This is a genomic window from Pseudomonas germanica (genome assembly GCF_019614655.1).
Classification (GTDB): Bacteria; Pseudomonadota; Gammaproteobacteria; order Pseudomonadales; family Pseudomonadaceae; genus Aquipseudomonas; species Aquipseudomonas neuropathica.
This window is the reverse complement of record NZ_CP071586.1, coordinates 3,236,229-3,255,115: the sequence shown is the minus strand read 5'-3', so window position 1 is coordinate 3,255,115 and position 18,887 is coordinate 3,236,229. Positions and strand designations below refer to the sequence as shown.

The following is an 18,887-nucleotide window of genomic DNA, read 5'->3' as shown; positions in this document are numbered from 1 at the left end:
CGCTGTAGCCGTTTGCGGCGGGTTCAACCGTTTGATCGCCCCGTATCCCCGGTGAACACATTGCCCGCATCCCGCACCAATTGCCGCCACTCGGCGCCGGTGATCAGTCCCTGCTCCTCCATTTCATCGGCTGCCTTGAGCAGTTCGTCGTACTGTTCCTCTGGGTCCAGACGCATCTGCGATTGCGTCGCCAGCTTTCGCCATGCCGCCAGTTTTTCTTGTTTGCGCTGATCGAACATCGGGGATGATCTCGTGAGAGACTCCCTTGATAGAAAGAAAGATCATCGCAGTGGTTCAGCGCAGTCGACGGATGGACTGTTTGCTTTGGATACACCACCGAACCCTGTAGGAGTGAGCCTGCTAGCGATAGCGGATTGTCTGTGGCGGATGTGTTGGCTGAAACACCGCTATCGCGAGCCGGCTCACTCCTACAGGGATTGGGGCAGTTTGTCAGAACTTCTCGGCCACGCGCCGGTATGGATAATGCGGATCCCGGTACTTGCCCGGTTTCTGCCGTTTGGGCAGCTCGATTTTCTCGCGTTTCACATCCTCATACGGAATGCGGCTGAGCACATCGGTGATGATGTTCAGCCGTGCGCGGCGCTTGTCGTTGGAGTCAGCTACCAGCCACGGCGCGTGTTCGGTATCGGAGTGTTTAAACATTTCATCCCGTGCCCGTGAGTAGTCGTACCAGCGGCTGTAGGACTTCAAGTCCATGGGTGTCAGTTTCCAGGTCTTGCGACCATCGTTGATTCGCGCTTCGAGCCGGCGGGTCTGCTCTTCGGGGCTGACTTCCAGCCAGTACTTGAGCAGGATCACTCCGGATTGGACGATGGCGTGTTCAACCAAGGGAATCGATTTGAGAAATTTGTCAGCCTGCTCGTCGGTGCAAAAGCCCATCACCCGCTCGACACCGGCGCGGTTGTACCAACTGCGATCGAAGATCACCACTTCGCCCGCCGCCGGTAGATAAGGCAGATAACGCTGCACATGCATCTGGCTTTTCTCGCGATCAGTCGGTGCCGGCAACGCCACCACGCGAAAGACACGCGGGCTGACGCGCTCGGTCAACGCCTTGATCGTGCCGCCCTTGCCGGCGCCATCGCGCCCTTCAAAAACGATGCAGACCTTGACGCCCTTGGCGATCACCCATTCCTGCAACTTGACCAGTTCGACGTGCAGTTTGCGCAACTGGTCGAGGTAATCCTTGTTTTTCAGCTTCAGACTTTCAGGCGCTGTGGCGGCCTTCTTTTTGCCTTTTGCCATGACCTTGGCCCTCTCCAATAAATGCGGAAACAGAGTGTTGATTGACGGGATACACCAGACACGTGAGGTTAGTTCATGCCGTGCTGTTTGCCATTGCCGGGCAAAAAGCAAAATTGCCATGTGTTTCGTTCGTTCTTTGTTGCGTCGCACTGTTCATTGCCCTGCCCTTGTCTGCCTGGAGTTTTCTCGATGCCCGCGTCCAAATCCCTGCCCGCCGCCCTGCTCGGTCTGGCTCTCGCCGGCCCGGCAATGGCCGAGACTCAAGGTCTGGAACTGGGGCAAGTGCTGATTTCGGCCGAGGATCGCAACGGCAGTGATGTCTCTGTTGAGGAAGCCAAGGCCCGCCTCGATCAGGTGCCCGGCGGCACCAGCGTGGTCGACATGCGTCAGCCGTTGCAGGGCCGCGTGGCGAGTAATCAGGATGTACTGGCCTATCAGCCGGGCATTTATGCGCAGTCGGCGGGCAACGAAGGCGTGAAGATTTCAGTGCGTGGCTCGGGCATCAACCGCGCGCCGGGCGCTCATGCGTCGGGGCTGTACACGATGCTCGATGGCCTGCCGCTGACCGGCCCGGGCGGCACGCCGTATGAGTTGCTCGAACCGCTGTGGGTCGATCACGTCGAAGTGCTGCGCGGCGCCAACGGCTTTGATCGCGGCGCGCTGGCACTGGGCGGCGCCATCGATTACGTCAGCCACACCGGCTACAACGCGCCGAAACTGCAAGTGCGCTATGCCACCGGCAGCCACGGCTATCAGCAGCGCCAGGTCAGCTCCGGGCAAGTGCTCGGCGACTTCGATTACTACGTGTCGCTGACCGATGCCAACGCTGACGGCTATCAGGATCACACCCGCAGCGAGAGCAAAGGCCTGATCGCCAACTTCGGTTATCGCTTCAACCCGAACCTGGAAACCCGCTTCTATATCCGCTACCGCGAGACCGACAACGACCTCGCAGGGCGTGTGACCAAGCACTCCATCGAGCACTCGCCTCGCGCGGCCAATCCGTCCTATGTGGCACGCGATGACAGCCGCAAGCAACCGGGCAGCACCTTCATCGGCAACAAGACTACGTTCTATATCGACGACGACTCGAGCATCCAGACCGGCCTCGTCTATCACGATTACCCGATGGACCTGCGCGAAGGCCCGAACCGCTTGAAAGTCGCTTACACCGACGTCAGCGGCACCTTCGACTACAAACGCCGTGACACTATTTTCGGCATGGAAAGCCGCAGCAACGTCGGCCTGCGCGTGACCAAACACCTGCCCAACGACGGCGCCAGCGAGTTCGTGCGCATCCCCACCAGCAACACCGCCAGCTACGTGCCGGGCACGCGCATGCGCAACTTCACCTATCAGGGCTCGGACACCGTTCTGCATTTTGGCAACGATCTGGAAATCGCCGACGACCTGTGGCTGACCACCGGCCTCGCCGCCATTTACACCCGCCGCGAAAGCGCCGTGACCTACCCGCAAAGCGGCGGCAAAACCAGCATGAACGACTGGGATTACGCGCCACGCCTCGGCCTGCGCTACCAGATCACCCCGGATCTGCAAGTGTTCGGCAACCTCAGTCGTTCGGTCGAAGCGCCGCATCCGTGGTCGCTGATCTACAGCTCCAACGTGCGCTTTGCGCCCGGCAACGGCCCGGCGACCGGCACGCAAAAAGACCCGATCAAACTGCAAAACCAGACCGCGACCACACTGGAGCTGGGTGGCCGTGGCGACAGCGCCGTCGGCGAATGGAGTCTGGCGTGGTATTACGCGCAGGTGCGGCATGAATTGTTGTCGGTGTTGCCGGATGCCAACGCCGTTACACCTTATGAGTTGAACGCCAGCCCCACGGTGCACCAAGGCGTTGAAGCGAGCCTGAACAGCAAACTCTGGTCGGCGGCCGATGGCCGTCAGCTGAGTTTGCGTCAGGCGTATACCTTCAGCGATTTCCATTATCGCGATGACGATCGCTTCGGCGACAACCGCCTCCCCGGCCTGCCGATGCATTACTACCAGGGTGAGCTGCGTTACGACTGGCCGCAGGGGTTCTTTGCGGCAGTGAATACGCAACTGGTATCCAAAGTGGCGGTGGATTACGCCAACAGCTACTACGCCGATCCTTACGCATTGTTTGGCGCGACGCTGGGCTACAACGCGCCGAAGGGTGACTGGCAGACGTGGGTGGATATGCGCAACCTGACCAACAAGCACTACGCGGCCACGGTCACGCCGGGGTATGACGACAAAGGACTGGATGCCGCGCGGTCTACGCCGGGTGAAGGGATGGGGGTTTATGTCGGGGTGTCGTGGAGTCTGCTCTGACACCTGCCCCTGTGGGAGATTCTATGGTTGCGAAGAAACTAGCAGACCCACCGCCATCGCTTGTAGGCAAGCTCCCACAGTGATTTGTGCTGTACTGGGATTTCGCGGGCAACACAAAACCCTGTGGGAGCGGGCTTGCCCGCGAAGACGGTAATCCATTCAACATTTAAACAACTGAAAGAACGCCCATTTTCTCCAGATCCTCAACCCAGCCGCATCGACAACTCAATATCATCCGCAAACGGCACAGACAAATACCCGTTCTGCGGCGCCCGCACGTAAGCCAGATACTCCGGGCAATAGTCGGTGTTATCCGCCACCACAAGCGCGCCCGGTTTCAGGTGTTTTTCGACCAGACTCAACACGTCGCCATACAACGCCTTCGCGCCATCAAGCAGGAGCAGATCGATCGATTCCGGCAGATCCGAAGCCAGCGTCACCAACGCATCACCTTGGCGAATCGCTACGAGATCACTGACGCCACCTTCAACAAAATGATGCCGCGCCATTTCAACTTTCGACAGTTCGAACTCACTGCCGATCAGCACACCGCCACCGTTGTCGCGCAGCGCTGCCGCCAAGTGCAGTGCAGACATGCCGAATGAGGTGCCGAACTCGACAATGGCTTTGGCCTTGATATTTCGCGCCAGCATGTAGAGAAGTTTGCCGGTATCCCGGGAGACCGGCAGCCACAGGTCTTTGAGCATTTCATAGAGTTTCAGGTATTCGGTTTTGCTGTGCATCAGGCGTTCGCGCTCCTCGCCAGACACTGAATTGAGCATCGGACTGGTGGCAGCGCTGGCTTGGGTGTAGAGGCGTTCGATCAGGCTCGCCAAGGGTTCAGTGGTCAGGGTGGTCATGATTGCTTTCCGTCAGTGAGGAATTAAAATGCGAATGATTCGTCGCATTTAAATGATGCGAGCGATTCGCTTCTTGCGCTATTCGCATTCTCCCGGACGCCCGAGCTGCCCATGACCAACCGCCAGACCGCCCGTATTTCCTCACGCAAACAGCCGCAGCAGGCACGTTCCAGCGAACTAGTGGCGGCGATTCTGCAAGCGGCTGTTCAGGTTTTGAGCGAGCACGGCGCCACCCGCTTTACCACCGCACGGGTCGCGGAAAAGGCCGGCGTGAGCATTGGCTCGCTGTATCAGTACTTTCCCAACAAAGCCGCGATCCTGTTCCGTTTGCAGAGCGATGAGTGGCTGCACACCACGCAGATGTTGCAGCGGATTCTGCAAGACTTTGAGCAGCCGCCACTCACTCGCCTGCGCACGCTGGTGCAGGCATTCATTCGTTCAGAGTGCGACGAAGCGCAGATGCGCGGCGCACTGAACGACGCTGCTCCGCTCTACCGCAACGCTCCTGAGGCCCAACAAGTGCGCGCGGCCGGGCGGCAGATTTTCGCCACGTTCACGGAAGAATTGCTGCCCGAGGTCGGTGAGCAGATCCGTACAGCAGCGTGCGATCTGATCTTGACCACGCTGAGTTCGGTCGGAAAGGATTTTTCCGCCAGCCCGCGTACCGAGGAAGAAATCACGATATGCGCCGACGGGCTGGCGGATATGTTCAGTGCTTATGCGCTGGCGCTGAATAAGCGGCGTGCACCTCTCACCCGCGTTTCGGCAATTTCCAGTTCGGCCGAATGAAATGGCAGGTGTAGCCATTCGGAATACGCTCAAGGTAATCCTGATGCTCCGGCTCCGCTTCCCAGAACGGCCCCGCCGATTCGATTTCGGTCACCACCGGGCCCGGCCACAGTTTTGAGGCGTCGACGTCGGCCGCGGTGTCTTCAGCGACATCGCGCTGTTCTTCGCTGAGGTAGTAAATCGCCGAACGATAGCTGCGCCCGAGGTCATTGCCCTGCCGGTTGGCTGTGCTCGGGTCGTGGATCTGGAAGAAGAACTCGAGGATCTGCCGATAGCTGATCACCGCAGGATCGAAAACGATTTCGATAGCTTCGGCGTGGTCACCATGGTTGCGATAAGTAGCGTTCGGCACGTCGCCGCCGCTGTAACCGACGCGAGTCTGCAACACGCCGGGATAGCGCCGCAGCAGATCCTGCATGCCCCAGAAGCAGCCGCCGGCGAGGATGGCGGTTTCGGTTTGAGTGGTCATGGCGTGTCTTTCCTCTTCGGGGTGTTGGGTATAGCGATGGTTATGAGGGCGGGTTGGCGGATTCCAAGGGGCTGAGCCAATAGAACTATTCCTGCGCAGAAACCTGATTGGCTTCCTCAAGCAAAGAACCCGTAATCCTTCGGCCGCTGTAATCACTGACAAAGTAATTGATTCGGTTAGCCAGATACTGAATCGATAACCAGCCCAAACCGTGGTAGTCACGCATCTCCTCGGCGTTGAGCTTGATCATGGATTGGTACCCCACAAAAGACGCTTCACATTCAACGAGGATGTAGACAGAACCATCTTCAGCCTTGAAAAGTCGCCAATAGCTGTCGTCGGTGTGATATTGCGCGGGGGTGAGTCGAATCCGTTCCATGATTTTAATTCCGTGGATTTTCTCTTGGTTTTGAGACCTTAACATGGCTGCAAAGCCACAATTTAGATGAGGTGTTTCTGGCCGGTTGCCGGCGTTAACGACATTCAGCTTCGGGTCCAAAGCGCCAATCGCGGATTGAAGAGACAAAAGTTATGACAACAGCACATTCACCCGCTAAACACCATTAGACACGAGCTCCAGCAACCCGGTGAATTGAGCAATCGCCCGATGAATCTCATCCTGAGTATCACCATCCCAATCCTCAACGGTCGCCAACTCAGCCTTAAGCGCGTCAATTCGATCGCGAATTTCAGCAATCTCTTCATACCCACACTGGCGCGCAATTGCCGCCCACTTCTCATCCGAAATACGCTGCTGTACGGAAAGGCCCACACTCGCTTGCGCGATCATTGCTGACAGTTTGCTCATCAAATATCCCCCCTCTAATCCTTGCAGACAGTCGGCCCTATGCCCTCACCGGAAATGGGCATGATGTCATTGGCCGTGCTGAGCCTCAGCGCTTTATTACTGAACAGGCGCCCAAATCAGCGGGCTAAACGAGACCGAATCTATGCCGACATACGGTCCGGGGATACCTCAACGTAACTCGACTCCCCGCCTCCACTGGCACCGGACAACCACCCCCACACAAAGCTCAAAGTCGTTCGTCCCGCGTCATCCACCCCGACAATGCCACGGGACCAACCGGACAGAACCTCGTCCTCAGTCGTCAGGCAATGAAACAGCAACTCAATAGTGTCAGGGCCGGTCACGCGCCCCACTTGGCCGCCCTGGTAAGTGCTGGAAATGCCCGAACCCTCAACACAGTAATGAAACACCGTGCCGCGACTCGACAGTCCTTGCGTATTATTCGCTACCGCGAATCGGCGATCATGCAAACGTTCGCTGACTTGAGAAAAAAGGGTTCCCATAAATATCGCGTCCTTGATGTAGAAGGCTATTCCAGTGTGTGAGCATCCTACCCCATCGAATTTCGGATTTATCAGCCGGCTTTTCTGAACCTTTTCACAGGCGCGTAAAAAACTGCTCGGGGTTCTGCCGGGCAAGCCGTTACAACAAGGGAGGCGTATGAAAGTAAGTCGCGACGACAGGCCTGAAGCATTCCAACGTTTGGAACACCTTCTATACGGCTTCAACTATCAGGTATGGGTAAACGTCTATGGCCCGCTCGATTCGAGTCAGCCATTAGTTGATGCCCTTGAAAACGCAATCTCGCCGCGCAGTGTGGTCGCCAACATAACGACCACATCCATTGCCGAGGTGCAAAAGGACGTGATCGAGTTACTGCTATATCCCGGTGAACCAGGGATTGGTCCGATTGAGCTTGACGTTAAACGCGAAGAAATCACGCGACTTGCCAACGAGATGATGCAACTTGCACATGTCGATGAGGCTGACCAGATAAGCGCCTTCAGATACGTAAAGGGGCATCCGGGTTATCCGGTTTTCTGGGAGTTTGCCTACGACGTACACGCTCAAGGGAAACGCTGGATCCTGCTAGGGTGCAGCAGCGACTGATCTACTCTTTGCCATTCATTTTTTGTCTGTTTTTATGGAACGACCGATGGACATCAGCAATACCCAGGAAGAGAACACCCTAGAACAATCGCTCGAGTTGGCTGCGAAAGGACCTGCCCGCCGACCTGAATTTTTTAAGACGCTGTTGAACTCAATGGTTTATGTCCCGGGCTCGACCGGCGCGGGCAAGGGACACATTGACCTTGAGGCTGGCAGCCAAATCAGCATCGCACATTGGGAAAAGCAGGACGGCACGGCAGTCATCCCGTTTTTTACCTCGCTGCAAACGCTGGAACAGTCCATAGCTCGTGGCGAGTCTTACCTGGAAATTCCGGCCAGATCCTTGTTTGAAATGACATTGGGCACTCCGTTGTTCCTGGAACCGAAGTCGCCCTTTGGCAAAGAGTTTCTCCCGGAAGAAGTGCAAAATCTGCTGTCCGCCGAGATTGGCCGGACCACACAACGCACATTGGAAAAAGACGCCCACGTGCAACTCGGGCAGCCCGCGCAATATCCAACAAAAATGGTTAACGCGCTCACGCAGCTATTCGCCAAACATCGCAACATCAAACGCGGGTTTCTGGCGCTGATGTACAACGTAACGACGGATGAAAAACCTCACCTGGTGGTTGGCATCGAAGCGGACGGCGATATTGAATTGATCTTGCGCGAAGCCAGTCAAGTTGCCAGGGACACCGCACCCGATGGCGAAGACGTTGGCCTGTATCGCATTCAGGAAGGCGAACAGGACCTGAGCGATTACTTCTTTACACAAACCACTCCGTTCTATCAGCGGACGTTGGGCAGCAAACTGCGTTCGTTCTTTGGATTTGGTAAAGCATAGATGCGCCCAACGCCACGACACCCGATAGCCCGCTGAAGGGGGGGGCAAATTGAGCAACTTCCAATCGTCGCCACGGCTCTCTCAATGATCCTCGGGTTCTCCGGCACCCGCGTGCTGCTCCGCGCATTTACAGCATTCCGCATCCACCGTGTGACCGCGCCGGACTGGGTGGCGCCGGGCGGTGATGCTTTTCACGACGCAGCTGGAATTCCGGTAGGCCGTTAACGCACTCTCGACGGGGCAAACAGACCTTCCCATTCCTCGAATTTCTATTGCAGGTAATGAGGACGTCGCTGTTTGTCCCGGAGCCTTGCTGTTACTAAGCCGTAGCGAGGACGAGCAAAACGATTTGCACGTCTACTTCGAACAGGCCCGCGACGTGAAAAGTGCAGAACAGATGCAATAGGCGCTTGTCACTTTGCAACAAACTGTTCTTCTGTTTCCACAGTGAGAAACCCCTCAGGCATTTGAACATTAAACCCACTGGCTGTTTTGTTATATAGCGCAAATAAAGCACGCTCAACGTCTAGCGCACGCCAATGCTGTTTCTTGTCGTCGCCACAAGACCACTGCCAAGCTTTTCCTAGAGAGATACCGAGATTCAACTGTGAAGCAACCTGGCTTAAATAGAGACACCACGATTGATAACAGTTTTTCACCCTGGATGATTTCGTCTGACCTATGCCAACCGAGAGAGTTGTCGACCATGTTGACGACAATAGCCCATTCGCAATTCTATTATCGTAGACCCCTGCGACTGAAGGCGCCATGAAGGCGATTACCTTTGATGAAAAAGGCGTCTGCCCCAACTGACTTAGTCCATGCAGGGAGGATAATGCGTCTGCCATGCAGAGTCGATTCAGGTGAAAAATAGCAGAGGTAGTATGTGCGAACGCAGACTTCGATGTTGTCGCAGGAGAAGTTCGACTTCCATTTATTAGCCAGTCAACTTTATTTCTGGCATAGGCGTCACCGAACGTGAAATAACCCCAATAAACTACTGATGCCAGTCCGAGCAGCCTGTCAACGGGAATATCGGATCTCAGCAACTCATAGTGATATTGGTCTAGCAATAAATCCGTTCTTTGCGAAGTAGAGGGGGTAACAAATCGACAGAAGACCGAATCTGAGAGCTGAATATCGTGCAAGCCTGGACTTGTAATCTCAACAAAAGCCTTTGGATAATCGTATACAGACCGAGCCTTTATATACTCGTTCGCTTCATTGTCGGAAATCGGCACTGTAAATGCACCATCGGCTTTTTTGTATTTCATAGCACCTCTTTTGCCGCCTGTTATTTGCAACTTTATTAAACAACCAAGCCAGCCAACAGCAAAAAATCGAAACTGAACATCAACATTCTACTTTAGCTTTGATTTCAAAAGCGCCTTCATGGTTTTTTTGGCTCGTTCGATGAATTGATCTTCAGTCTCAAGTTCAGTCGGCTCTCCAATGTCATCGCTTAGCTTATCAACAAACGCTTTACTGCTCACAAGCTCCACAACTTCACTAGCAAACTCATTAGCTTTTGTTTTGCCTAGCGAGTCGATTCCTGCCAGCACCACCGCAGACTTGACACTAGTCAACGCAGTAGAGAGAACTGGGGCACTGGCTTTCGTAATCAAATAATCCTTTACACTCATACTTTTTCCGACTCCTTGCCTGAATCATTTTTTGATGCTTTATACTGCTGACGAAACACTTCCGAAAACATTTCAACTATCGAATCGATAATTTTTTCTTTTGTATTTTCAGGCAGCTTTGACCACATTTCAAATAGTGACAAGAAAAAACCTAGAATTTTCCCCCACATAGTATCAATCCTTATAGAAACCCAAAAAAGCATCATTTCCATAGATGATGCCTCTCAATCCTATCGGCAGCTCCCTCGAAAGCTTTAGCCAAATTTAAGAGTTTCATAAGGCTTTTCCTAACGTTCGGGGGCTTTCGGATGATCACGATACTCTGGCCAGGAACTGTATTGATCACCTGGAGAAACATGCCCTGAATCTCACCAGTGCCGAAACGCCCGCCACGCCTATCCAGCGCGACAGCAACCTCATCGACACCGACTTCGAGTCCTGCTCGCCCAACTTCGACTACGAAGACAGCCGCTTCACCGCCATCTACACCGCCAACCTCGACAAACTCCGCGTCGTCATGCCGCCGGAAGTCCTCGCCACCGTAACCCCCTGCAAATCTCGCTCGCTCGCGGCCTGATCGCATTCACCGCGTACACCTACGATTACTGCGCCAACGAGGCCGACAACAAAATCCCGTGTCGATCGTCACCAGCAACCCAGATCCCTTGCGTTGCTCGATGCGCGCTGACTCAAGGGATTGATCGAATCGACCGTCGGCTCTTGACTGGCAGAGGGAAACCTCTGGGAAATTTCCTACAAGCCAGCGGGAAGCCGTCTATTCAATGCGCGCCTCGTGATCCTGATAATTCAGCCCTTCGTTGGCCGACGCCAACAACGTCCAGATGCAGTCAGCCTGCATTGAATGGCCGTTTTCTTCTCAGGAGGGCACACACCATGAAGATCGGGTTACGGATGCTGGGCGGGCTTGGCGCATCGGCATTGATGCTGACGGCGGCGCCGGCGATGGCGGCTTGCACCTGGGCGACGGGCAACAATACGGTCAAGCAGTTGACGCTCACCGGCGGCGCGGTATTCGCGCCGCGAGACGTACCGATCGGCACCACGTTGAACACCAACGGCACCATGCGACAGCTGAATTTCGGTGACACCTTGCAGTGTTATGGCACCGCTTCCTATAACACGACACTGGTCGGTCCGGTGGCGGTGAACATTCCGGTGGACGTGCTGAATGTGCCAGCCAATGCCTTACTGCAGACCAACGTGCCCGGCATTGGCCTGGCCATCTACATGACGGGTTTCGCTGCAGCCTGGATTCCGCCGCCGGGTAACCCCAGCCGATTCATTCCCTTCAACATGAATCGTACCGCTCCAAGCCAGGCGAACATGAACCAGGCGATGATGCGTTATGCGCTGATCAAGACCGGTGACATCGCGCCCGGCACCCACACCATCAATCAACTGGTCGCCACTGGCACTTCGGACATGGGTCCAATGTTCGACCTGACCTTCACCGCCACCGTAACCCTGGCCGGTTGCTCTCTGCCGGCCGCACCCGGCAACCAGATCAACGTGCCGATGGGTACTTGGGAAAAACGCGTATTCAACGGCAAGAACTCCACCACCCAGGCCCAGCCGTTCGCCATTACCCTCAACGCCTGCATCGCCGGCAACAACTACCCGTCGAACACCAACGGCTACTTCAATGGCAACTTCGCCAACATTCAGATCGATGCCGACAAGACCTCAACCATCCTCGACGCGGCCAACGGTGTCCTGAGCCTGTCGAGCGATTCGACGGCGCAAGGCGTGGCCATTCAAGTGTTGCAGGACAACGGCACGCCGATGAATCTGGGTCAGCCCGTGCGCCTCAATCGGATCGTCAACGGCGTGACCTCAGTGCCGCTCCGAGCCCGTTACATCCAGACCGGCGATGGGCCGACGCCGCAGCCCGGCACCGCCAATGGCCATGCGAGTTTCACCGTGACTTACCGCTGAAATCCGCCAACAAAAGTCCACCTTTGTTTCCCGACGCTCCCCTTTGCCATCGCCTATTTCGCGCGGAGCCAAAGGCGGGGCGTTTTTTTTGGCGACGACTTATTGATCGCATAGCAGCGCTGGGAATTTTCCTACAAGCAAAGGGATTTTCCCTACATAGCGCCCTGATCCGCATCCCGATAATGAGCCTCAGACGCCACGCTCTGTCCCCCAACGGGATGGCGACGTCGATCCGTCTCAGGGCCTTCGGGCTTAAGGACATTTACTCAATATCTGGAAGTGATCATGAAAAATTTTGCGCTCAAAGGTTTGTCCCTGGCCCTGGTTCTGGCAGCCGCTTCGCAAGCCGCGATGGCCGCCGACGGTGAAATCAATTTTGTCGGCAGCGTGACCGACAACACCTGCCCGGTAGTGGTGTCCGACCTCAACGGTTCGGCCGGTGCCGGCGACGTTGGCCTCGGCAGCGTGCCGGCGACCTCCCTGGCCACGGCCGGCGCAGTAGCGGGTGGCGGCGCGTTCACCCTGACCATCGACACCACCGCACCGGGCTGCAACGTCACCGGCAAGAAAGCCGTGGTCAAGTTCCTTTCGCTGAGCGGCAACGCCGGCTCCAGCGGCCAGTGGATCGGCCTGCTGCCGGAAGCCGGCGTGGCCACCAACGTCGCCGTGCAGATCAAAGATGCGTCCGGCAAAGACGTGCAACTGGGCCTGGAATCCTCGCCTTATCTGGACCTGACCCAGCCGCTGCGCTTCACCGCCAACTACGTCGCCACCGGCGCAGCCACTTCCGGTCCGGCCAACGCCAAAGCCGCGTTTACCGTCGACTACCAGTAAGTCCGGTCAGCTTCCGGCGGCGATTGGCGCCGCCGGATGCCCTTCCCTTTGCCACGGTTTTTGTGGCCGTGCCGACAAGAGGATGAACGCAATGAACCCAGCAAAAACCCCCTTCAAAACCGCATCGGTATTGGCCGTGTTGTTGAGCGCAACGTTACTCAGCAGTTTCAGCCAGGCCGGTGTGATGCTCGGCGGCACGCGTATCGTGTACGACGGCAACAAACGCGATGCCTCGATCACCGTCAGCAACACCACGGCCGAACCCTACGCGGTGCAAGCCTGGATCAACACCGAGGCCGACGACAACACCACCGCGACCCCGTTCGTGGCCACTCCGCCGCTGTTTCGCCTCGATCCGCGCAAAGAGCAAATGGTGCGCATCCAGAAAGTCCCCGGCGATCTGCCGCAAGACCGCGAATCGGTCTTCTACTTCAACGCCCAGGAAATCCCGCTGGCTGGCAAGGCCGACGCCAACACCCTGAAAATCGCCATGCGCACGCGCATCAAAGTCTTCTATCGCCCGCCCACCCTCAAGGGCAGTGCGATGGATGCGCCGCCACAACTGCGCTGGAGCCTGCAACAGGAACAAGGCAAACCGGTGCTGGTGGTCAACAACCCGACAGCGTTTCACGTGTCCTTTATCGGCGTGAAAGTCGAGGCCGGTGCGCAAGTCGTTGAAGTCAATGAACCGAAAATGGTCGCGCCGATGAGCAGCCAGCGTTATGCGCTGCCGGGTTTCAGCGGCCGCAGCGGCGCGGTGGTGTTCTCCGCGATCAACGACTACGGCGGTTACAGCGAGCCGAAAAAAGTCGAGCTGAGCAGCGCCCCGTAACACCGTCACCCCTTTCCTTGCGAACCTGCCTGCACGCTGCCGATGCCGCGTGGCGGCCGAGTGTTGAGTATTGTCATGCGAATCGAAGCCCTGAACCGTCATCGTCAGTCCGCGCCTTTTGTTCCATTGCATCTGTCGGTCGCCATCCTCGCGGCGCTGATGGGCAGCTCGGCGAGCGCAGACGAGCCGGCGAAGTTTGATGCCAGCTTCATGCAACCCTTCGGTGGCGCCAGCGCCGGGCCCAACCTCGATCTGGACGCCATCGCCAACAGCGGCAGCATTGGCCCCGGCACGTATCCGGTGGTGATCCGGCTGAACCAGAGCTTTTTCGACCGCCGCGACATGACCTTCGCCAAGGACGCAAAAAGTGCTGAAGTGCGCGCCTGCCTGTCCGAGGCGTTTCTCAAGGAACTGGGGGTCAAGGTCGAGGCGTTCCTGACGCCGGGCGAAACATTCCCGGCGTGCATCGACCTTGCCGAACTGATCGAAGGCGCTTCGGTGAGCTTCGACGCCGGGCGCCTGGCCCTCGACATCAGCGTGCCGCAGATCGCTCTGCGCCGCGATGCCGCTGGTTATGTTGCCCCCGAAGAATGGGATCGCGGGATCAACGCGGCGATGCTCAACTATCAGTTCTCGGCGGCCAACACCCAGTCCGACGCCCGTGGCAACGGCACGCAATACAACCTCTACGCCAACGGCGGATTCAACCTCGGCGACTGGCGTTTTCGCTCCAGCTCCTCGTTCCGTCAGGACGAAGACGGCCAGCAGGACTGGCAGCGCAGCAACACCTACGCACAGCGCGATTTGACCGCGATCAAAGGCACTCTGACTTTGGGCGAAAGCTTCACTCCGGGCGACGTGTTCGACAGCATTCCGTTTCGCGGCGCCCAAGTGGCGTCCGACATGGGTATGTTGCCGGACTCGATGCAGGGTTATGCGCCGATCATTCGCGGCATCGCCGAAACCCAGGCCAAAGTCGAAGTGCGCCAGAACGGCTACTCGCTGTACACCACCTACGTGGCGCCGGGCGCATTCGAAATCGACGACCTCAACGCAGCGTCGGGCAGTGGCGACCTGGAAGTGATCATCACCGAAGCCGACGGCCGCGAACGGCGCTTCACCCAGCCGTACGCCACGCTGGCCAACATGCTGCGGGAAAAAACCTGGCGTTACAGCGCCACCGCCGGTGAGTACAACGCCGTCGACGGCGGCCAGCGTCCGGCCTTCGCCCAGGCGTCGCTGGCCTACGGTTTGCCGTTCGACCTGACGTTGTATGGCGGCCTGTTGGGCGCTGACTTCTATCGTGCCGGCGTCGTCGGCGTGGGCAAAAGCCTCGGCAGTCTGGGCGCCGTGTCGCTGGACGTGACCCAGGCCCAGACCGACGTGCCGAGCGGTTCCGGGGTCGCGGCCGGTAAAGAGAAAGGCCAGAGTTTTGGCGTGCGTTACGGCAAAGCCTTCGAGACTGGCACCTCGGTACGCTTCGCCGGGTATCGCTATTCCACCGAAGGCTATCGCGACTTTGATGAAGCGGTGCGTCTGCAAGAGCCGAACGAATTCAACACGTTCTCCAAGCGCAGCAAAGTCGAAGCCAGCATCAACCAGGCGCTCGACAGCTACGGCTCGTTCTACCTGAACATGAGCAAGCAGAACTATTGGGGCACCTCGCGCGAAGACAAACAGATGCAACTGGGTTTCAACACCCAACACAAAGGCGTGACCTACGGCGTTTACGCGAGCAAGACCCTGACCGACAACTTCGGCCAGAACAACCAAGTGGTGTTCAGCGTATCGATGCCCATCGGCCAGACGCGCAGCACCGGCACCTACACCGTCACCCGTAACAACGACGGCAGCCTCGACCAGCGCGCCGGCCTGAGCGGGCGCGACGGCAACCTCAACTACAACGTCAACGCCAACCGCTCCGACAACGGCGGCAACAACGGCTCGGCCCTGATCGGCTATCGCGCACCGTTCGCCCAACTCGGCGCGGGTGTCAGCGTCGGCAGCGGCTACCGCCAGACCTCGGTGAGCGCCGCAGGCTCCGTGCTCGGCCACAGCGACGGCCTCGAATTCGGCCAGACCCTCGGCGAAACCGTGGCCCTGGTCGAAGTCAAAGACACCCCGGACGTCGGCGTCCTCAACGCCCCCGGCACCCTCACCAACGCCAAGGGTTACGCCCTCGTGCCGTACGTCACGCCATACCGCAAAAACCGCGTGGCCCTCGACACTGGCGAACTGGACAACAACATCGACATTGAAGAAGGCGTGACCAACGTCGTGCCCCGTCGCGGCGCCGTGGTCAAAGCCAGCTTCGCCGCCAGCCGCTCGGAAAAAGCCCTGCTCAACGTACGCCTCAAGGACGGCAAACAACCGCCGTTCGGCACCCCCATCACCAACGAAAAAGGCGCCAGCGCTGGCGTCGTCGGCCAGGCCGGTCAAGTGTTGCTGTCGGTGGGTGAAGGCAAGGTCTACCAAATGAAATGGGGCGAAAAAGCCGAACAGAGCTGCCGCATCGAACTGGACGTGAGCAAAGCACCGCTGGTGGATGGTTATCGCGTGGCGGACGCCGTGTGTAAGTAAAACCGGGGCTTGATACGCGTTGATGATCGACGCTGTTTAAGGATGCCAGGCCTCACACGCCTGGCATTTCAACGACCGGTTTAAAAACGTTCCGAGATACGTCCGACAGGCTACAACGCCTTGCGCCGTTGCCTACGACTACGCCAGAATCCGCCGGCTTGTGCGCCGGGTGCGCGGGTTCTATCGTGGGTCGGTCACTGAATAGCAGTGATCGGGTTTGGTAGCCCGTGTATACAAGGTGCGCAATTTCACTATTGGCGAAAGTCTTCGCCTGGCTTTTATGGTGGTCATGCGCAGGGCGCTTTCGAGCGCGCCGGTTTTCCTTGTGTCCCGGTCTACCAACCTGTGCATGGCCGCCACCCATCGTTTGGTAGCGAGTGGGTGATGGCTCCTTTTAAGCGACACAAGGGAGTTACATCATGTTCAAGATCACACCGAATCCACCAGAAACCGATCCAATCGCAGGCGACGAATCCCCCGACGCCAAGAAATTCAACGAAGCCGTCGACCGCGCCCTCTCCCATTACCTCGGCCCTGCCCCGGAAATCATGCTCACCCCGTACCAAACCAACAAGATGTTTATCGCCAACCCGAACACCAAGACTGAGGAATTGCTGGTGAATGCCAGTGAATCACTCGGCTCTGCGTCGGTGATGCTTGGGGATGTTATCGGGCTGGTGCAGGGACCGGCACGCAAGACGCTGCAAGGCATTGCGCAGGTGGTGATGCTGGGGGAGTTGGCGGTGAATCGGGCGTTGGATAACGTGGTGCCGGTGGAATAAGCGGCGCTCTAACCATGGCGGCGGTTAGGCTGCCGCCATGCCGGAATCAACCTGAAAAAATGAGCTAACGGCAGGTTTCAGCCGAAAGCGGCCGTCCGTGAGCCGCAGCTTTCGGCCAGAAACAGACGTTCAACGCTAGAATTAAGCGGATGGTAAGCCGTCCAACTGGATGAATGATTAGGGCGCATTCCAGTCAGTTGTGATGTCACCTGTGTTAACGAAGAGAGCGACCTCCGCAATCGAAAACTGGATGCCTCCCATTGCGGTCACTGCATGCCAGTAGCTGTATTGCCAGATTTCTGGCGATACGTGGACGCAGCGTCCATGAGCAGACACAAAATATTTTCCCGTCTGAATATATCCGTTGAGCGCATCGCCCCCAAAGATACTGGCTGACCGCTACGAAGGTGAAAAAGTTAAGCAAGGCAAGCACTAGCGTTGGGTACAAAACCCACCGTGCTCGATTCGACAAACTCTTGAAAGTGAGATGCGATTTCATAAGCCCGAATTACTGAACACACGAACCCTTGGGTCCGGTTATACGACCCTGATTGCGTCAAAAAACCTAGACGCCCCCTATTCTGGTTGGAACTTATCTTCTCTTGAGACTGGGGACTGCTTTTTTCTGAGAAATAAATCAGTCTCCTTTTTCAATGACAAAAGCTACCGTTACAGTAGCTTCCGCCAGCGACAACTTATTTTTTTGAAGATTTGCTAGGTTTCAAGTCGGGATTGTTTCCTTGTGTGTCTTTATTATCACGACGACGCTTGTCAACTTCACCGGTTGATTTAGCGATTGGTTTTGGGCCTGGTTTAAGCGCCATAAGCTTTCTCCTTAACGTTGATATTGATTGTGGGTTTTGCACTTATCAATTTCTCATAAAGTAAATTTCCCTTTTGCCCTCCTACCAAGGTTGGTTTCTTAATTCTATGGCCAGCGCACCAAATTCAATTCCTTGATTCGAACCGCCATGGCACTGTCAGATACTCTGAATTGCTGAGCCAAAGAATTGATTGCCTTGCCGTTGAATCTGGTACAGCGAGCCAAAGCTATTTCTCGGTCGAGTGAATTTTGCGAGGCATAAAGAAGGGAATTTGGATCGTTAGCGTTCAGGTGAAAACAACTGACGTCGTTAAAATGAAACTGCCCCTTGCATCCAAACTGGCTTTCAAACCGAGCAATCACAAGCTTAGGGGGCATAAGGAAACACGCTGCGAAATAATCCGCTTCGCGCTCAATCAGAGGTTTAGTCGATAGTGAGTGATAGCCGCCTATCGGCCGGTCCCTATGCATAATTTCTTGCTCATGAAGCAGGAAATGGCCTATCTCATGAGCAGCTGTGAAACGGCGTTCATGTAATGGGAATTCGGTAGAGACTGCGATTTTTCCGGAGCGCCGATCAAATATCCCAGCTGCTTGGAATTTCTGACCTTGTGGAGCAAATCTTGTGGAACCAAGGGTCGGGAGTTCCAGATACGTCAGTCCCAACAGTGAAGCCGCAACTGCGGGATCGAGCATGCTTAATAGTGGAGGTTGTCCGCCAGGCCACAGAGCTTCCTTGTGTGCCCAAAGGCCTTCGTGAACCCAATGCGCTGCTTCTTGGATATATTCTCGATCCATTTCGCCACCACCACATATTGTGCTAGAAACAAAAATAACCACAATATGTAGGATATTCAACCATCTCGCCGTCAGATTTGGATCCAGCTGACGAACGGCGTTGAGTAGGTCAAGCTCATGAGCAAACCACCATGCAGACGGTTTCAGGGATCGAGCCTTCCGGAAATAATCAAAATG

General features: G+C 56.5%; 21 protein-coding genes. 9 read left to right on the top strand and 12 right to left on the bottom strand.

All coding sequences use genetic code 11. The annotated features are described in order from the left end of the window. Positions 1-23 precede the first annotated feature (23 nt). Positions 24-239, bottom strand: a complete 216-nt coding sequence (locus J0G10_RS14550) for a hypothetical protein (RefSeq protein ID WP_220558772.1) — start codon at positions 237-239, stop codon at positions 24-26. A gap of 211 nt (positions 240-450) precedes the next feature. Further along, positions 451-1,266: a polyphosphate kinase 2 gene (ppk2, locus tag J0G10_RS14545; protein ID WP_093433236.1), complete on the bottom strand. Its 816-nt coding sequence runs from the start codon at positions 1,264-1,266 to the stop codon at positions 451-453. 189 nt (positions 1,267-1,455) lie between these two features. On the opposite strand from ppk2, the gene J0G10_RS14540 reads away from it, so the two are divergent. Then, complete coding sequence (locus J0G10_RS14540; protein WP_220558771.1) at positions 1,456-3,582, top strand: TonB-dependent receptor family protein; 2,127 nt, start codon at positions 1,456-1,458, stop codon at positions 3,580-3,582. 203 nt (positions 3,583-3,785) lie between these two features. Here J0G10_RS14540 and J0G10_RS14535 read toward each other — a convergent pair whose 3' ends face one another. After that, positions 3,786-4,442, bottom strand: a complete 657-nt coding sequence (locus J0G10_RS14535; protein WP_220558770.1) for an O-methyltransferase — start codon at positions 4,440-4,442, stop codon at positions 3,786-3,788. A 111-nt stretch (positions 4,443-4,553) separates the two neighbouring features. Between J0G10_RS14535 and J0G10_RS14530 the strand changes: the two genes are divergently transcribed. Further along, positions 4,554-5,231 carry a TetR family transcriptional regulator gene (locus tag J0G10_RS14530; protein ID WP_220558769.1) on the top strand — a complete coding sequence of 226 codons (678 nt, stop codon included), beginning with the start codon at positions 4,554-4,556 and terminating at the stop codon, positions 5,229-5,231. Here the strand turns inward: J0G10_RS14530 and msrA are convergent. The 4 genes from msrA to J0G10_RS29980 form a co-directional block, all read right to left on the bottom strand. Next, positions 5,194-5,700, bottom strand: a complete 507-nt coding sequence (gene msrA, locus J0G10_RS14525) for a peptide-methionine (S)-S-oxide reductase MsrA (protein WP_220558768.1) — start codon at positions 5,698-5,700, stop codon at positions 5,194-5,196. The two genes, J0G10_RS14530 and msrA, sit on opposite strands and share 38 nt — an antisense overlap. A gap of 85 nt (positions 5,701-5,785) precedes the next feature. Continuing rightward, positions 5,786-6,079: a hypothetical protein gene (locus J0G10_RS14520; RefSeq protein ID WP_095126398.1), complete on the bottom strand. Its 294-nt coding sequence runs from the start codon at positions 6,077-6,079 to the stop codon at positions 5,786-5,788. A gap of 174 nt (positions 6,080-6,253) precedes the next feature. Next, positions 6,254-6,508 carry a hypothetical protein gene (locus J0G10_RS14515; RefSeq protein ID WP_220558767.1) on the bottom strand — a complete coding sequence of 85 codons (255 nt, stop codon included), beginning with the start codon at positions 6,506-6,508 and terminating at the stop codon, positions 6,254-6,256. 140 nt (positions 6,509-6,648) lie between these two features. Beyond that, positions 6,649-7,011 carry a hypothetical protein gene (locus J0G10_RS29980; protein WP_245398051.1) on the bottom strand — a complete coding sequence of 121 codons (363 nt, stop codon included), beginning with the start codon at positions 7,009-7,011 and terminating at the stop codon, positions 6,649-6,651. Between the two features lie 157 nt (positions 7,012-7,168). Between J0G10_RS29980 and J0G10_RS14510 the strand changes: the two genes are divergently transcribed. Together J0G10_RS14510 and J0G10_RS14505 are read left to right on the top strand one after the other, a co-directional pair. Beyond that, positions 7,169-7,618: a hypothetical protein gene (locus J0G10_RS14510; protein ID WP_220558766.1), complete on the top strand. Its 450-nt coding sequence runs from the start codon at positions 7,169-7,171 to the stop codon at positions 7,616-7,618. A gap of 46 nt (positions 7,619-7,664) precedes the next feature. Further along, on the top strand, positions 7,665-8,462 hold the full coding sequence (locus tag J0G10_RS14505) for an enhanced serine sensitivity protein SseB C-terminal domain-containing protein (RefSeq protein ID WP_116255612.1): 798 nt from the start codon (positions 7,665-7,667) through the stop codon (positions 8,460-8,462). 413 nt (positions 8,463-8,875) lie between these two features. Here the strand turns inward: J0G10_RS14505 and J0G10_RS14500 are convergent, their stop codons facing one another. From J0G10_RS14500 to J0G10_RS14490, 3 genes are all read right to left on the bottom strand, one after another. Continuing rightward, entirely contained in the window at positions 8,876-9,736 is an 861-nt protein-coding gene (locus J0G10_RS14500) for a hypothetical protein (protein ID WP_220558765.1), read from the bottom strand. Between the two features lie 87 nt (positions 9,737-9,823). After that, positions 9,824-10,105, bottom strand: coding sequence for a hypothetical protein (locus J0G10_RS14495; protein ID WP_116255613.1), 282 nt, complete (start codon positions 10,103-10,105; stop codon positions 9,824-9,826). Beyond that, a complete protein-coding gene (locus J0G10_RS14490; RefSeq protein ID WP_116255614.1) occupies positions 10,102-10,317 on the bottom strand; it encodes a hypothetical protein in 216 nt (71 codons plus the stop codon). The genes J0G10_RS14495 and J0G10_RS14490 overlap by 4 nt, the downstream gene beginning before the upstream one ends. Positions 10,318-10,999: 682 nt before the next feature. Here J0G10_RS14490 and J0G10_RS14485 point away from each other — a divergent pair. From J0G10_RS14485 to J0G10_RS14465, 5 genes are all read left to right on the top strand, one after another. After that, positions 11,000-12,061 (top strand): fimbrial protein, encoded by a 1,062-nt coding sequence (locus J0G10_RS14485; protein ID WP_220558764.1) that lies wholly within the window; start codon positions 11,000-11,002, stop codon positions 12,059-12,061. 285 nt (positions 12,062-12,346) lie between these two features. Further along, positions 12,347-12,895 (top strand): fimbrial protein, encoded by a 549-nt coding sequence (locus J0G10_RS14480; RefSeq protein WP_093433268.1) that lies wholly within the window; start codon positions 12,347-12,349, stop codon positions 12,893-12,895. A 91-nt stretch (positions 12,896-12,986) separates the two neighbouring features. Further along, the gene (locus J0G10_RS14475) at positions 12,987-13,727 is read left to right on the top strand and encodes a fimbrial biogenesis chaperone (protein WP_220558763.1); all 741 of its coding nucleotides are present in this window, start codon (positions 12,987-12,989) and stop codon (positions 13,725-13,727) included. Positions 13,728-13,802: 75 nt separating this feature from the next. Then, positions 13,803-16,307, top strand: coding sequence for a fimbria/pilus outer membrane usher protein (locus tag J0G10_RS14470; protein WP_220558762.1), 2,505 nt, complete (start codon positions 13,803-13,805; stop codon positions 16,305-16,307). 419 nt (positions 16,308-16,726) lie between these two features. Continuing rightward, complete coding sequence (locus tag J0G10_RS14465) at positions 16,727-17,089, top strand: DUF6124 family protein (RefSeq protein ID WP_186625717.1); 363 nt, start codon at positions 16,727-16,729, stop codon at positions 17,087-17,089. A gap of 695 nt (positions 17,090-17,784) precedes the next feature. On the opposite strand, the gene J0G10_RS30140 is transcribed toward J0G10_RS14465, so the two are convergent. Together J0G10_RS30140 and J0G10_RS14460 are read right to left on the bottom strand one after the other, a co-directional pair. Continuing rightward, positions 17,785-17,913, bottom strand: a complete 129-nt coding sequence (locus tag J0G10_RS30140) for a hypothetical protein (RefSeq protein ID WP_256214295.1) — start codon at positions 17,911-17,913, stop codon at positions 17,785-17,787. A gap of 104 nt (positions 17,914-18,017) precedes the next feature. After that, positions 18,018-18,770, bottom strand: coding sequence for an ImmA/IrrE family metallo-endopeptidase (locus J0G10_RS14460; RefSeq protein WP_245398050.1), 753 nt, complete (start codon positions 18,768-18,770; stop codon positions 18,018-18,020). Between the last annotated feature and the right edge of the window lie 117 nt (positions 18,771-18,887).